This window comes from Allgaiera indica (assembly GCF_900106675.1).
Classification (GTDB): domain Bacteria; phylum Pseudomonadota; class Alphaproteobacteria; order Rhodobacterales; family Rhodobacteraceae; genus Acidimangrovimonas; species Acidimangrovimonas indica.
The window spans coordinates 29,505-44,178 of sequence record NZ_FNOB01000008.1; the positions used below are offsets into that span (position 1 = coordinate 29,505).

The following is a 14,674-nucleotide window of genomic DNA, read 5'->3' on the forward strand; positions in this document are numbered from 1 at the left end:
TTGTCGCGAGAAGGGGGCAAGCGTCGCGCCTTTGTCTGCGCGTTCGCGGACCAGCCGCGAACCGGCGCGGGCGCGCCTGGCTTGCACTTCGGTCGCCCCGACCCCGGGTTAAGCCGCTGTTCATCTCCCCCCTCTATGCTGATCGACGGGTGAATGAACGGGTGATGTGATGGACGCGCATGGCAATGCCGCGCCAGTAGTTATCAAACGCAAGAAGAAGGCAGGCGCTGACGGCCATCATGGCGGTGCCTGGAAAGTGGCTTATGCGGATTTCGTGACCGCGATGATGGCCTTCTTCATGCTGATGTGGCTGCTGAACGCGACGACTGAAAAGCAACGCAAGGGAATCGCGGACTATTTCAGCCCGACAATCCCGATCAACCGGGTCTCGGGCGGCGGTGACGGCGCCTTCGGTGGCGAGACGGTCTTTTCCGAGAACCAGATCGCCCAGGCGGGCACCGGCGCCAGCAATACCCATCCGACCGAACAGCGTCAGGCCTCGGGTGCGGCAAGCCCCAGCAGTGCCGATGGCCAAGCCGGCCGCAAGGAAGAGCAACGCCTGCGCGCGCTGGAACAGACCCTGCACGCGCTTGGCGGCGAGACCATGAGCGATGACAACGCCATGCGCCATGTGGTGACAAAGCTGACAGACGAGGGCCTGATCGTCGAGTTGTTCGACCTTCCCAAGCAGCCGCTTTTCGGCGCCGACAGCGCGGTTCCCGAAAAAGCCACGCGCGATCTGGTCAAGATGATCGCCGAGGTCTTCTCCCTGGTTGGAAACAAGGTGGCGGTGGCCGGGCATGTGCGCTCTTACCCCGTCGTTCTGAAGGACAACCCTGTCTGGCCGCTGTCTGTCGCTCGCGCAGGCGCGGTGCGCGACCTGCTGGAAGCCAACGGCCTTTCGCCGGGCCGGATCGAGCGGGTCACCGGCTTCGCCGATCGAAAGCCTGCCGCCGACAACCGCGAGGCCGCGCGCAACAACCGTGTCGAGATGATCTTGCTGCGAAGCCGCCGCTGACCCGGCTTCGCCGACGCGATCTTCCGCCATTAGCGCGATATTAAGACCCCGCCCGCATTCTGCCTGCAACAGGAGTCGATGCAGCAGAAAGGTGCCTTGATGACGATTTCCTCTTCTCTCAACGCGGGTGTCGCGGGGTTGAATGCCAATTCCGCGCGGCTTGCCACGATTGCCGACAACATCTCGAACTCGGGCACCTACGGCTACAAACGCGCCGAGACCGAATTCCAGTCGATGGTGATCTCGGGCAACTCGGGCAGCGGCACCTATTCCGCGGGGGGCGTGCGTGCCTCTAGTATGCGGTTGATCGACGAGCGCGGCGCGCTGGTTTCGACCAGCCATCCGCTGGACATCGCCATCGCCGGGCGCGGCATGCTTCCGGTTACCCCTGCGGTCAGCATGAACGCGACCTCCGGCGGCGACAAGCCGATGATGATGACGACGACCGGTTCCTTCCGCACCGATAGCGACGGCGTGCTGCGCACCGAATCCGGGCTGGTGCTTCTGGGGTGGCCGGCGGATGCCGACGGCACGATCCCGACCTTCGCGCGTGACACGGTTTCGGGACTGGAGCCGGTGGTGATCAATGCCAACCAGACCGCCGGCGACCCGACCACCGCGATGAACCTGGGCGTCAACCTGCCGGCCACGGAAACCGAAGCCGGGTCTGCGGGTGATACGCTGCCGCTGTCGGTCGAATATTTCGGCAATCTCGGGACCTCGGAGACGCTGGATATCTCTTTCGCGCCCACCGTTCCGGCCAGCGGCAGTTCGAACGAATGGACCATGACGATCGCCGATTCCGCCCAGGCCGGCGCGGTGATCGGGCAATATACGCTGACTTTTGACGACAGCCGCGGCAATGGCGGCACGTTGTCTTCGGTCACCGCGATCTCGGGCGGCGCCTATGATGCCACCTCGGGCCAGCTGGCCCTGACCGTTGCGGGCGGTCCGCTGACCATGACGATCGGCAAACTGGGCGATCCGAACGGGCTGACGCAGTTGTCTGACAGCTTCGCGCCGACCTCGATCACCAAGGACGGCTCTCCCGTCGGCAACCTGACCGCGGTCGAGATCGACGAGAACGGCTATATCACCGCGACTTACGATACCGGCTTTACCCGGCGGATCTATCAGATCCCACTGGTCGACGTGTCCAATCCCAACGGCCTCTATGCGAGCAACAACCAGACCTACCAGGTGTCGCCCGAATCGGGATCGTTCTTCCTGTGGAATGCGGGTGACGGGCCGACCGGGCCGGTGGTGGGCTACGCGCGCGAAGGGTCGGCCACGGATGTCGCGGGCGAGTTGACCAATCTGATCCAGACCCAGCGCGCCTATTCGTCGAATGCCAAGGTGATCCAGACCGTCGACGAGATGCTGCAGGAAACCACCAACATCAAACGATGATCGAGACTAGGCAATGACGATCGGTTCCGCCCTCAACAACGCCCTATCCGGGCTGAACGCCGCCTCGCGGGGGGTGGAACTGGTCTCGTCCAACGTCGCCAACGCTTCCACCCCAAGCTACGGCCGGCGCGAGTTGAGCCTGACGTCGCGCACCCTGGGCACCGCCGGGGCGGGCGTGCAGGTTGCCGGTGTCACGCGCGTGGTCGACCAGGCGCTGTTGACCGACCGGCGCATCGCCAATGCCGCGGCCGGATCCACCGGAGTCGCTGCCAAATTCCACGCTGCGCTAGAGGGCGCGCTGGGCACGCCCGACAGCCAGGGCGCGCTCAGCCAGCTCGTGGACGCCTTCGACGCGTCCCTGCTGCAGGCCGCGAGCATGCCCAATTCGGATGCCAGGCTGGCTTCGGTTCTGAACCAGGCCCAGCGCATCACCCAGCAGTTCCACAGCGTCTCGAACCTGATCCAGGCCACACGCACCGGCGCCGAACAGGCGATCGCGCACCAGGTAGGACAATTGAACGACGCGCTGGATCGCGTGGCCACGATGAACCGGCAGATCCGATCGGAAACCGCCGCCGGGCACGATGCCTCGGCGTTGATGGACCAGCGCCAGCAATTGATCGACCAGATCTCGGACGTCGTGCCAATCCTCGAAATATCGCGTGACCACAACCAGGTGGCGCTGTTCACCACCGGCGGCGCCATGCTGCAGGACGGGCAGACCGCGCGCTTCGGCTTCACGCCCGTCTCGCTGGTGACGGCGGACATGACCCTGGCCTCTGGCGCACTTTCGGGGCTGACGCTGAATGGCCGGGATATCGCCACCGATGGCGGCGCGCGGCTGATCGCGGGCGGCACCCTCGCCGCGCAGTTCGAATTGCGCGACGGTCTGGCACCGACAGCACAGGCGCAGCTGGACGGGCTTGCGCGCGACCTGATCGAGCGTTTCGCCGACCCCAGCGTCGACCCGACCCTGGCGCCCGGCGATCCGGGGCTTTTCACCGACGCTGGCGTCGCCGTCGATCCGACGCTGGAGGCCGGCCTTGCCGGGCGCATCGCGGTTCACGGCGCGGTGGTGCCCGAATTTGGGGGCGCTCTTTGGCGGCTGCGCGACGGGATCGGCGCCACCGTCCCCGGCCCGGTCGGCAACGCGGCGATCCTGAACGCGATGGAAACCGCTCTGGGCGCGCCGCGGGCCGCGGTCAGCGGGGGACTCAGCAACTCGGCGATCGGCTTCGGCGCGCAGACCGCGGACCTGCTGTCGCGCGTCGGCACCAACCGCCAGAACGCCGAGGGCGCGGCCAGCTATGCGGCGGCGCGGTCCGACACCTTGCAGACGCTGATGCTGGAAAAGGGCGTCGATACCGATCAGGAGATGCAGAAGATGCTTATCCTCGAACAGGCCTATGGCGCCAACGCCAAGGTGCTTCAGACGCTGGGCGGACTGCTCGACCAGCTGTTGCAGATCTAGGAGGGAAGCGATGGCACTCGTCTCACTTGGTGACATGGCGCAAAGTTTCCTGCTGCGCAGCCACAACGCCCGGCTCAAGGGCGATCTGCTTCGGCAAAGCCAGGAATTGTCCACCGGCCGGGTACAGGATGTGGGCCACCGCGTGGGGGGCGATTTCTCGCAGCTCGCGGGGCTGGAGCGCAGCCTGGCGCGGATCGACGCCTTCAACCTGGCCGCTCGCGAAGCGACTGTGTTGACGGAGGCCATGCAAAGCGCGCTTGGCGCGATCAGTGATCAGGCGACCTCGCTCGCCCCCGATCTGATGACGGCCGCGCAGGCGGGGCAGCCCTCGCATGTGGATGCGATCGGGGCCGAGGCCCGCAGCCGCTTCGAGACCACGCTGTCACGGCTCAACACGCGGGTAGGCGACCGCAGCCTGTTTGCGGGGACTACCACCAACGCCCCTGCGGTGGCCGACGGGGCGACGATCATGGCCGCCCTGGTTACCGCCATCGGAGCAGCGGGCGCCACCACGGCCGACGATGTGGCCCAGGCGGTCTCGGACTGGTTCGACGACCCCGCGGGGTTTGAAACGATCGGCTATCTGGGCAGCAATCAGTCGCTCAGCCCGCTGACCATCGGCGAAGGCGTGCGCGTCTCGATCGGCGCGCGCGCCGACGACAAGGATCTGCGCGGCACGTTGAAGGCGCTGGCCACGGCTGCGGTCCTGGACGAGGGGGTCCTGCCCGGCGACACCGCGGCCCGCGCGGCGCTGGCCTCGCGCGCGGGCGAGGATCTGCTGTCCGCCCAGGGCGATTGGTCCGCCCTGCAGGCGCGGCTGGGGGTCGCGCAGGAACGCGTCGCCTCTGCCCAGACCCGCAACACCGCGGAACAGTTCGCCCTGCAGATGGCACGCAACGACCTGCTGTCGATCGACCCGTTCGAAACGGCAACCGAGTTGCAGACCACGCAAATGCAGCTGGAGACGCTATATTCCATCACCGCGCGGCTGACGCGCCTGTCGCTGACGGACTATCTGTGATGCTGCGCCGTCCCTTCATGTTTCTGGCGCTGATCGCCGGTGTCGCCGCCACCGATCCAGCGCCTGCCTCGGCAGCCGCGATCCGGATCAAGGATCTGGTCGAATTCGACGGGGTGCGCGGCAACGATCTGGTGGGCTACGGCCTTGTCGTCGGCCTGAACGGCACCGGCGACGGGTTGCGCAACGCTCCCTTCACCGAAGAGATCATGGCCAACCTGCTAGAGCGGCTGGGGGTGAACGTGGCGGGCGAACAGTTCCGCCCCAAGAATGTCGCCGCGGTGCTGGTCACCGCCAGCCTGCCGCCTTTTGCCCGCGCCGGCGGCCGCGTCGATGTGACGGTCTCGGCGATCGGCGATGCCTCAAGCCTGCTCGGCGGCACCCTGGTGATGACACCGCTAAACGGTGCCGACGGCAAGATCTATGCCGTGGCGCAGGGCGCGATCATCGCCGGCGGCATTGCCGCGAAGGGCCAGGGTGCCAGCGTCACCCAGGGTGTGCCCACCGCCGGGTCTATCCCCTCCGGCGCACGGGTCGAGCGTGAGGTGGAATTCGACTTCGGCGGGCTGAAGGCCGTGCGCCTGGCGCTGCGCAATCCCGATTTCACCACCGCCGCCCGGATCGAGCAGCGCATCAATCGCAGCTTCGGCCGCCGAGTCGCGGTGATGACGGACGCCGGCACGGTGGCACTCGATATCGGCGCCACTCGGATGGCCTCTCCCGCCCATGCGCTGGGACGGATCGAAAACCTGACCGTCGAGCCCGAGCAGAAGGCCCGCGTGGTCGTCGATCAGCGTTCGGGCACGATCGTGATGGGGCAAGATGTACGTATCAGCCGCGTCGCCGTGGCCCAGGGGAACCTGACGCTGCGGATCGAAGAGGCGCCAATTGCCGTGCAACCCAACCCCTTCGCGCAGGGGGAAACGGTCGTCGTGCCGCGCACCAACGCCCAGATACAGACCGAACCGGGCAAGGGTCTGGCGGAAGTGGCCGGGACAACATCGCTGTCCGAGGTCGTTGCCGGGCTGAACGCGCTGGGGGTGGCGCCCCATGACATGATCGACATTCTCAAAAGCATCAGCGCCGCCGGAGCCCTGCACGCAGAATTCGTAGTGCGTTGATTTCGTGCGGTGTTGACGCGCGGCCCCCGCTCCGGCCCATCCCCCAAGCCGCACTCCGCACGCCCCGGCAGGCGGTTGTCCTGAGATCGGTCGATGACCTGGCCCAGAGAGGACCCTCGACGGGGCCGGGAAGGGGCCGCGAAAAGGGGAAGGGCCCGGGAGATGAGCGGCTCCGGGCAGCCGCGGCGAAGCGAGCGGCCCGAAGAGCGGAGCGTGGCCGGGCCGCCGACGCGCGTACAAGCGGGCGCGAGACGGGCCTACATGTAGCCGCGCACCAGCGCCCCGGCGATCAGGCTCCAACCATTGGCAACGACGAAGAAGGCCAACTTGAACGGCATCGACACGATCGCCGGCGGCACCATCATCATCCCCATCGACATAAGAACCCCGGCCACCACCAGGTCGATGATCAGGAAGGGCAGATAGATCAGGAAGCCGATCTCGAAGGCGCGCTGGATTTCGGATAGCAGGAACGACGGCATCAGGACCGACAGCGGCGCCTGACCCGCCGACAGCCCCGCCGCGTCAGGGCGCAATGACCGCATGGCATCGAAAGTCGCCGGATCCAGCCGCGCCGCCATGAAGCTGCGGAAGGGCTTGATCGTCGCCTGCAACGCGGCCGAGACGTTGGCATCCCCGTTGAGCAGCGGCTGCACGCCGTCGGCCCAAGCTCGTACGAAGGTGGGCTCCATCACGAAATAGGTCAAAAACAACGCCAGGCTGACGATCAACATGTTGGGTGGCGATTGCTGAAGCCCGATCGCCTGGCGCAGAATCGACAACACTGTGACGATAAAGGGAAAGCAGGTCACCATGATCGCCAGGCCCGGCACCAGGCTTAGCACCGTGATCAGCGCGATCAGTTGGATCGACCGTCCCGCAAGGGTCGCGTCATTGCCAAGCGTCAGGTTGATCTCCTGCGCCGAAGCGGGCACAGCCAGCATCAGCAACAGGCCCACAAGCGCCCAGGCGCGCATCGACTAGAGCCCTCCCGAAAGCGAGGCCACCTCGGTCAGGCGCACCGCCAACTGCCCCGCCTGCTCTCCTTCCAGTTCCTGCAGCTCACCCCGGGCGATCAGCCGGCCGCCGACATATAGCTCGACCGGGTCGTCGACCCGCCGGTCCAACGGCAGCACCGAATCGGCCTGCAGCTTCAACAGGTCCCTGACCAGGGGGCGGCTCTTTCCCACCGAGATGACGATCTCGATCGGGACCTGGGTGAAGGGGTTCACCGGGTCGCTTTCGGCCGCCGGGGTCGCGTCATCCATCTGTGCGCTCCTGTTCCGCCTGGGTGAAATATTCGGCCAGCGCGGCGCAGATCGCCTCCACCGTCCCATCAAGGTCGATCCGATCCTCGACGGCGCCGAAACGCAGGGCCGCCTGGCCCTCGCCCAATGTCGGCTCATCCTCCAGCACGACGGGCAGCGCCTCTTGCGCCGCCAGAACCGCGGCGACGGCGGCGCGCGTCTTCGGATTGACCAGTATCGTCACCGGCACCTCGGCCCGGACCTCGACCAGCGACATCACCCGCTCGACGATCATCGGCGCCAGGCTTTCCGCCGCCACGGCGGGCAACAGCTTGGCCGCGATATCCGACAGCAGCGGCCCGACCGAGCGCATCACATTGGCCCGTGCCTCATGATAGGTGAAGGACAATGCCTGCAGGTGCCGCGCCAGATCGGCGCCGATCTTTTCCTGCTCTTGCGCGTTTGCAGCAACCGCATCGTCCCAACCGGCCTTGTAGCCCTGCTCGAAGGATTCAAGCCGAATCTCCTCGATCTGGGCCTGCTCCATCAGCAGTGCATCGGTGGCACCCTTTTCGGTTTCGAACACCTCTAGCTGCAATCGGCCCGCCATCATGCCCGCTCCTTGCTGTCGTCACGATCTTCCATCCAGTTGCGCAGGATCTCGACGGTTTCTTCCTGGCGCTCTTCGATCAGGCGGCGCAGTCGCGCGACCGGGTCCTCGTCCTCGCCGCCCGTGGCATCGCCGCCATCCAGGCCCATGCCCATCCCCATGCCCGGCATGTCGGGGTTGAAGGCCGGCAGCTCAGGCAGGCCACCCATGTCGATCTCTCCGCTGACCACGCGCGGCAGATCGCTGGCCAGCCCCGGCAATCCGGCATCCTTCCCCGCGCCCCGCCCGTCCGGCGCTGGCAGGCCGGGCGGCGGCGCGCCGGCCTCGACCGAAGGCCGCGCCGAGCTCAGAATCGGCCGCAGCACGAAGACCCCCAGCGCCAGCGCCACCAGCGCCAGTACTGCCATCTGGATTAGGCTCATGACATCGAGCGCCATTCCGGCGAACATTCCCGAACCCGCCGCGGTCCCCTGGGCGGCCAGCGTTTCGAATTGCAGCGTCTTCAGTGTGATCACATCGCCCCGCGCCTTGTCGAAACCGACCGCCGAGGCCACCAGATCGCGCAGTGCCTGCAGTTCGGCCTCGGGGCGGGGGGCCCAGCCTTTGGTGCCGTCGGCGCCAGTCGTACGAAGACCATCGACAAGAACCGCGACGCTGAGCCGCTTGATCGCCCCGGGGCCACGCTCCAGCTGACGCTGGGTCTGCGACACCTCGTAATTCACCCTCTCGCGGGTTTCCGTGTCGCTCGATTGGCTTTTCATGCCGCCGGCGCCGGCGTCGCCCGTGGGAAGATTGGACGCCACGGTCACCGCGCCGCCGCCACCGCCACCGCCACCGCCTTGCGAGGAATTGCTGCGCTCTTGCGTGTCCGAACTGATCGCCACACGGCCTTTCGGGTCGAAACGCTTCTCGGTGATCGATTCGCGCTCGTTCACGGTCTCCAGGCTGACTTCCACCACCGCATGGCCGGGTCCCACGCGGGCCGCCAGCAGGCGTTCCACGTTCTGCTTCAGCCGGGCCGCGCGGTCGCCCGCCGCCTGCACAGCACCAGGCTTGTCGGCGCCCCCCTGAAGCAGCCCGCCTGCGGAATCGATCACCGCGACATCCTCATGCTGGAGGCCGGCCACTGCGGAAGACACCAGATATTTCAGCGCCTTGACCTGGGATTCGGGCAGCGTTCCCTGTGCCGTCGTCACCGTCACGCTGGCAGTAGGGCGCGGGCGCTTGAGGAATGGGGACGGCTGGCTAGAGGAGATATGCACCCGCGCCGCACGGATGTTTTGACTGGCGACGATGGTGCGCGCCAACTCGCCCTCCTTCGCCCGCCAATAGGCGGCGTCGAACATTTGCGAGGTGGTGCCAAATCCCGACAGCCCGTCCAGCAATTCATAGCCCGCGGCACCGTTGGCCGGCAGCCCTTCGGCGGCAAGTGTCATGCGCAGGGCATCGCGCTGCGCCCCGTCGGCCCAGATCGAATCGCCCCGCACCTGATATGCCACGCCCCGCTGATCGAGCGCGCGCACCACTTCACCCGCGGAACTGGCGTCGAGACCGGCATATAGCAACGTCATCGTCGGCTGCGTCGCCATTCGCGAAAGGCCCAGCACCGCAACGAACATCGCCAGCGTCGCCGCCACGACGATCATCCGGCGCCGTCCGTCCAGTCCGCGCCAAAGCGACAGCATCTGCTCCAAGACGTTTCTCCGTTTCGGGGGGCGTTCTGCCCCGGTCGACGTTCTGAATGAACGATCGGGCTTAAGAATCGGTTAGCCCGGACCGTGTAGAAAGTTTCTCGACACAGTGAAGTCGGGGCCATCCGCGTCCCGATGTCGGAGGATCCGATGCCCGAGGACGAGGCCCTTGAAGAGGGCGAGCCCAAGAAGAAATCCAAACTGCCCTTGGTGATCGGGCTGGTGCTGGCCCTGGCCGGCGCTGGGGGCGGCTTCTTCGCCACCTACAGCGGCCTGCTGCTGGGGGGGCCGGATTCCGCGGCCTCGGCCGATGGCCATGGCAGCGGTCAGACGAAGGATCAAAAGGCCGCGGGGGAAGCGAATGCGGCGGAACTGGCCAAGATCGCCTTCGTGCCGGTCGATGCGCTGGTCATCTCGCTTGGGCCGGCAAGCCGTTCGAAGCATTTGCGCTTTTCCTCGCAGCTGGAAGTCGAGCGCAGCCATCAAGAGGAGGTGGCGAAACTGATGCCGCGCATCCTGGATGTGCTGAACGGCTATCTCCGTGCCATCGAGGTGCATGAGATCGAAGACCCTGCCGCATTGGTCCGGCTGCGCGCCCAGATGCTGCGCCGCATCCAGATCGTCACCGGAGAGGGGCGCGTGCGCGACCTTCTGGTGACGGAATTCGTTCTGAACTGAGGGGCCTAGATGACCGTGATTTCCGATATCTTGCTGGCCTCTGGCGCCTTTGCGGCGGCGCTTTACTGCTATGTTCTGTCGCGCCGTCTGACCCGGTTCACGAAGCTGGAATCGGGCATGGGCGGGGCGATCGCGGTCCTGTCCGCACAAGTCGACGACCTGACCCGGGCGCTGTCGCGCGCCCAGGGCACGGCGGCGGCCTCGTCCGAGAACCTGACCAGCCTGACCAACCGGGCCGAAGAGGTCGCGGGCCGGATCGAGCTGTTGTTGGCGTCGCTACATGACCTTCCCCAGGCGCCCGCCGCAGGCCAGGCTTCGGGGCCCGTGTCCGGTCCGGCCTCCGATGCCCCGCACGACCCGGGCGCGGAGCGCAAGCTGCGCTTCACGCGCCATCGCTCGCGCCGGACGGATCCGCTGGTCCTGACGGAGGCGGCAGAATGAGCGCGCGGCAGACCAAGGCCTCGGCGCCGCGCCGCCGCGCGGGACGCGGGGCCCTGGCGGTGATCATCGTCCTGTTCGTCCTGGCCGGCGCGATCCGCGTCGGCTCAGGCGTCAGCGCCGCGGTCGGCGCGGCGCCCCAGTCCGACCAGAATCACGGCGCGGCAGCCACGCCAAAGACCTGTTCGGCCACCGACGGCCTCGCCATGCCGCTGGTCACCGCGCTGCAGGAACGCGAGGCCCGCGCCGCGCGGCTGGAAGCCGCGCTGAACGACCGGCGCCAGGCGCTTGCAGTGACCGAGAAGATGGTTTCGGAAAAGCTGGCTGCCCTGAAGGTCGCCGAAGAGAAACTGGCCAAGACCATCGCCATCGCCGACAGCGCCGCGGATCAGGATGTCGCCCGCCTGACCGAGGTCTACGCGGCCATGAAGCCGAAACAGGCCTCGGCCGTGTTCGAGCAGATGGCTCCCGAATTCGCCGCCGGTTTCCTGGGCCGGATGCCCCCCACCTCTGCCGCGGCGATCCTGTCGGGGCTGAGTCCGCAAACGGCCTATACCGTCAGCGTGATCCTGGCCGGACGCAACGCCGCCGCGCCGCGCGACTAGTCGCTTTCCGACAGGCCGAGAGACTATCTTAACCCCGTTCTGCGAGTCTGGCCTCTGGCTAGGCATCGCAACCCGCAGGAGTCCCCCGGATGCTCGGAATCGTTGGTATCATCACGGTCTTCGTCATGGTCTTCGGTGGCTATCTGATGGCCGGCGGCAAGATGGGGATCATCCTGCATTCGCTTCCCTACGAGTTGACCATGATCGGCGGCGCCGCCATCGGCGCTTTCCTGCTGTCGAACGATTTCGGCGGCGTGAAGGCCACGCTGAAGGACGTCGGCAAGGTCTTCAAGGGGGTGAAGTGGAAACCAGGCGACTACCGCGATCTGCTTTGCCTGCTGTACGAATTGATCCGCGTCGCCCGGTCCAACCCCGTCGGCCTGGAAGAGCATATCGAGGCCGCCAACGATTCGACGATCTTCGCAAAGTACCCCAAGATCCTGAAAGATCACGAGGCGGTAGAGCTGATCTGCGACACGCTGCGCGCGGCCTCGCTGAACTATGACGACCCGCACCAGGTCGAGGAGGTGCTCGACAAGCGGATGGAGACCCATCAGCACCACGCGATGCATTCTAGCCACGCCCTGCAGTCGATGGCCGACGGCATGCCGGCGCTGGGGATTGTCGCGGCGGTGCTGGGGGTGATCAAGACCATGGGCTCGATCGACCAGCCGCCCGAGATCCTGGGCGGAATGATCGGGGGCGCGCTGGTGGGCACCTTCATGGGCGTGTTCATCGCCTATGGTTTCATCGGCCCGATGGCGAGCAGGGTGAAATCCGTGACCGAAGAGGATGCGCATTTCTATCAGCTCATCCGCGAAGTGCTGATCGCCAATCTTTACAATCATCCAACGAACATCTGCATCGAGGTGGGGCGCCAGAACGCGCCGCACCAGGTGCGTCCCTCGTTCACCGATCTCGAAGAGGCCCTGCGCGAATTGAAGCAGGACGCGGCATGAGGCGACTGCTGCTTGCTGCCGCGCTGACCGCGATCGCCCCGGCCGCACAAGCCGAGGTGATCGCGGTGCGGACGGGCGAACATGATGGTTTCTCGCGCGTGGTCCTGCCGCTTGCAGAACCCGCCGAAGGATGGCAGTTCGGCCGTCTCGACGATGGCTATCAGCTGCGCCTGGGGCGCGGTGCGGTGCAGTTCGATCTATCGCGTGCCTTCGACAAGATCCCGAAGACCCGACTTGCCGCGATCTCGGCCGATGATGCGACGGGCCGGCTGACCCTGCGGCTGGCCTGCGCCTGTCACGCCGAGATTTTTCCCTTCCGCAGCACCCGCCTGGTGATCGACATCCGCCCGGGAGCAGCGCCTGCGAATTCGCCCTTCGAGCGGCCCCTGCCACCCGATGTTGCGCCACGCCCCCGTCCCCCGGTGCCGGCAAGGCCGCCGGTGGCCGGCTACGACTGGCGCGAGGTACCTCTTGTGCCGCTTCCGGCCCCTCCGCCTCCGAAGATCGACCTGCCCGCCGCCCCGAACCCCGCAATCGCCCGCGGTCGGGCGGCACTGCTCAATCAGCTTTCCCGAGCCGGCGCCCAGGGCCTCATCGAAATAGATCCGCGCCAGATCGCCTTGCCGCAGCATCCGACAGACGGGGATGATCAGCACACCGATCCCGCTTCTGCCCCGCCGCCGAAATCCCATGCGAAGCCGCCCTCTGAAACGGCAGACGCCCGGATGCAAACGGCCGGCCAGGACACCGCGCAGATGCCTGCCCAGGCCGGCCCTGCCGAACCGACCGGCGCAAAGGGGGACACGGACGGGGGCCAGGACCGCCTGCGTATCAGAACGGTCCTGGACCGCGACGCCGCGGCTTCCGCCGCGCCCGGCATTTCGGCCCAGGGCGGCTCCTGCCCGCCCGACGAAGCCTTCGCCATCGAAACCTGGGCCGACGACACCTCGCCCGCCGGGCAATTCGCGACCCGCCGCCGCGCCCTGGTCGGAGAGTTCGATCGCCCCGGCCCGGATGCGGTAGGCGATCTTGCGCGCACCTATCTTCATTTCGGTTTCGGGGCGGAGGCGCGCAATGTCCTGACCGCCTTCCCAAACGACGGCGGCGACACGCACGAAATCCTGCTGGCGCTTTCAGCGATCTTCGATGAGGAACGCCCCAAGCTGGCCAATGCGCTGTCCGGCCTGGCCGCCTGTCCGGGCAAGGCGGCGCTATGGTCGATGCTGGCCGTGCCCCCCCCGGCCCCGGGCGACCCGGTCGACGCCCAGGCGGTGCGGCGCAATTTCTCGGGGCTGCCGCTGCATCTGCGCCGGATGCTGGGCCCGCGGCTGTCGAACGCCTTTCTGGTGCTGGGCGATACCGAAACCGCCCGGGCACTGCGCGCTTCGGTCACCCGCGCCGCCGGCAAGCCCGGCCCCGGCATCCAACTGCTGGACGCCCGGATCGATATCGCCGAGGGCCGTCCCGAACGGGCCGAGGCCCAGGCGGCGCGCGTGGTCGCCGCCGACGGTGCGCTTTCGGCCGAGGCGATGGTGTTGTTGATCGAAAGCCGCACCAATCGCGGCGAGCCGGTCGATCCCCGCCGGATCGAGGCCGTGGCCGCCCTGGCGCATGTGCATCGCGGCACCCAGATGGGCGCGCGGCTGACGCGGGCCCAAGCGACAGCCCTGGCCTCGGTCGGCCGCTTCACCGAGGCCTTCGCCGTCAACGGCAAGGATCCATCGGGTCGCAAGCGCCTCTGGCAGATGCTCGCGGCGAACGGCGATGACGAAGCCTTGCTGAAGATCGCCTTGCAAGGACCCGATCCCGAGCTTGACGCGGGCATCCGCCTTCAGCTGTCGGATCGTCTGCTGGCGCTGGGCTTCGCTCGGGCCGCGACGGCCTGGCTCGACGCTGGTCCAGTGCCCGACGACGATCGCCGGTTGCGCCTTGCCCGCGCGGCGCTGGAACGCCGCGACGGTCTGGCGGCGCTGGATGCGCTAGGCGCGATGGAGGCGCCCGAAGCCCAGCTTCTGCGTGCTCGCGCGCTTGGCCTGACCGGGGCCCATCGGGCAGCAGCACAGCTATACGCCGCATTGGGCAAGACCGATCGCCAGGGCGTCGAGGCCTGGCGCGGGGGCGATTGGGCAACCGCCCGCGAGACGGGAACCAAAGTGCAAAGAAAGGTTCTGTCACTGCCTGATCGCCCGCCACCGGCAGAGGCCGCGTCGGCCCCGTTGGCCTATGGGCGCGCCCTGATCTCCTCCAGTCGCGAGGCGCGCGCGGCGCTGGACGACCTGCTGGAAGAGCGGCTTCAAACCGATGCCGGGGCCTCGCACACCGGGCAGCCAGCCGCGACACCGACCAATTGAGCCCCGCTTACCGAATCGCAAGACATCGCGCCTAGGGTTGGCCGCGGGACGCCAGAA

General features: G+C 67.1%; 14 protein-coding genes. 10 read left to right on the forward strand and 4 right to left on the reverse strand.

What is annotated here, in order from left to right:
* Positions 1 to 169 precede the first annotated feature (169 nt).
* From BLV97_RS08790 to BLV97_RS08810, 5 genes are all read left to right on the forward strand, one after another.
* On the forward strand, positions 170 to 1,018 hold the full coding sequence (locus BLV97_RS08790; RefSeq protein ID WP_035844698.1) for a flagellar motor protein MotB: 849 nt from the start codon (positions 170 to 172) through the stop codon (positions 1,016 to 1,018).
* Between the two features lie 99 nt (positions 1,019 to 1,117).
* Positions 1,118 to 2,428: a flagellar hook protein FlgE gene (locus BLV97_RS08795; RefSeq protein WP_176992643.1), complete on the forward strand. Its 1,311-nt coding sequence runs from the start codon at positions 1,118 to 1,120 to the stop codon at positions 2,426 to 2,428.
* Between the two features lie 13 nt (positions 2,429 to 2,441).
* Positions 2,442 to 3,899, forward strand: coding sequence for a flagellar hook-associated protein FlgK (gene flgK / locus BLV97_RS08800; protein WP_035844703.1), 1,458 nt, complete (start codon positions 2,442 to 2,444; stop codon positions 3,897 to 3,899).
* 10 nt (positions 3,900 to 3,909) lie between these two features.
* Entirely contained in the window at positions 3,910 to 4,920 is a 1,011-nt protein-coding gene (locus BLV97_RS08805) for a flagellin (protein WP_035844705.1), read from the forward strand.
* Entirely contained in the window at positions 4,920 to 6,038 is a 1,119-nt protein-coding gene (locus tag BLV97_RS08810; protein ID WP_035844707.1) for a flagellar basal body P-ring protein FlgI, read from the forward strand. Before BLV97_RS08805 ends, BLV97_RS08810 begins: the two co-directional genes overlap by 1 nt.
* Before the next feature lie 257 nt (positions 6,039 to 6,295).
* Here the strand turns inward: BLV97_RS08810 and fliP are convergent, their stop codons facing one another.
* The 4 genes from fliP to fliF are packed head-to-tail and all read right to left on the reverse strand — an operon-like array spanning position 6,296 to position 9,580.
* The gene (gene fliP, locus BLV97_RS08815; RefSeq protein ID WP_035844709.1) at positions 6,296 to 7,015 is read right to left on the reverse strand and encodes a flagellar type III secretion system pore protein FliP; all 720 of its coding nucleotides are present in this window, start codon (positions 7,013 to 7,015) and stop codon (positions 6,296 to 6,298) included.
* A gap of 3 nt (positions 7,016 to 7,018) precedes the next feature.
* Positions 7,019 to 7,306: a FliM/FliN family flagellar motor switch protein gene (locus BLV97_RS08820; RefSeq protein WP_035844711.1), complete on the reverse strand. Its 288-nt coding sequence runs from the start codon at positions 7,304 to 7,306 to the stop codon at positions 7,019 to 7,021.
* Positions 7,299 to 7,898: a FliH/SctL family protein gene (locus BLV97_RS08825; protein ID WP_051646187.1), complete on the reverse strand. Its 600-nt coding sequence runs from the start codon at positions 7,896 to 7,898 to the stop codon at positions 7,299 to 7,301. The genes BLV97_RS08820 and BLV97_RS08825 overlap by 8 nt, the downstream gene beginning before the upstream one ends.
* Positions 7,895 to 9,580 carry a flagellar basal-body MS-ring/collar protein FliF gene (gene fliF, locus BLV97_RS08830; RefSeq protein WP_051646193.1) on the reverse strand — a complete coding sequence of 562 codons (1,686 nt, stop codon included), beginning with the start codon at positions 9,578 to 9,580 and terminating at the stop codon, positions 7,895 to 7,897. Before fliF ends, BLV97_RS08825 begins: the two co-directional genes overlap by 4 nt.
* A gap of 156 nt (positions 9,581 to 9,736) precedes the next feature.
* Here fliF and BLV97_RS08835 point away from each other — a divergent pair, with 156 nt between their 5' ends.
* From BLV97_RS08835 to BLV97_RS08855, 5 genes are all read left to right on the forward strand, one after another.
* Entirely contained in the window at positions 9,737 to 10,264 is a 528-nt protein-coding gene (locus tag BLV97_RS08835) for a flagellar basal body-associated FliL family protein (RefSeq protein ID WP_035844715.1), read from the forward strand.
* Between the two features lie 9 nt (positions 10,265 to 10,273).
* Positions 10,274 to 10,705 carry a hypothetical protein gene (locus BLV97_RS08840; protein ID WP_035844717.1) on the forward strand — a complete coding sequence of 144 codons (432 nt, stop codon included), beginning with the start codon at positions 10,274 to 10,276 and terminating at the stop codon, positions 10,703 to 10,705.
* Positions 10,702 to 11,307 (forward strand): MotE family protein, encoded by a 606-nt coding sequence (locus BLV97_RS08845; RefSeq protein ID WP_035844719.1) that lies wholly within the window; start codon positions 10,702 to 10,704, stop codon positions 11,305 to 11,307. The genes BLV97_RS08840 and BLV97_RS08845 overlap by 4 nt, the downstream gene beginning before the upstream one ends.
* Before the next feature lie 89 nt (positions 11,308 to 11,396).
* Positions 11,397 to 12,266: a flagellar motor stator protein MotA gene (gene motA / locus BLV97_RS08850; RefSeq protein WP_035844721.1), complete on the forward strand. Its 870-nt coding sequence runs from the start codon at positions 11,397 to 11,399 to the stop codon at positions 12,264 to 12,266.
* Positions 12,263 to 14,617, forward strand: coding sequence for a hypothetical protein (locus BLV97_RS08855; protein WP_035844723.1), 2,355 nt, complete (start codon positions 12,263 to 12,265; stop codon positions 14,615 to 14,617). The genes motA and BLV97_RS08855 overlap by 4 nt, the downstream gene beginning before the upstream one ends.
* Positions 14,618 to 14,674 lie beyond the last annotated feature (57 nt).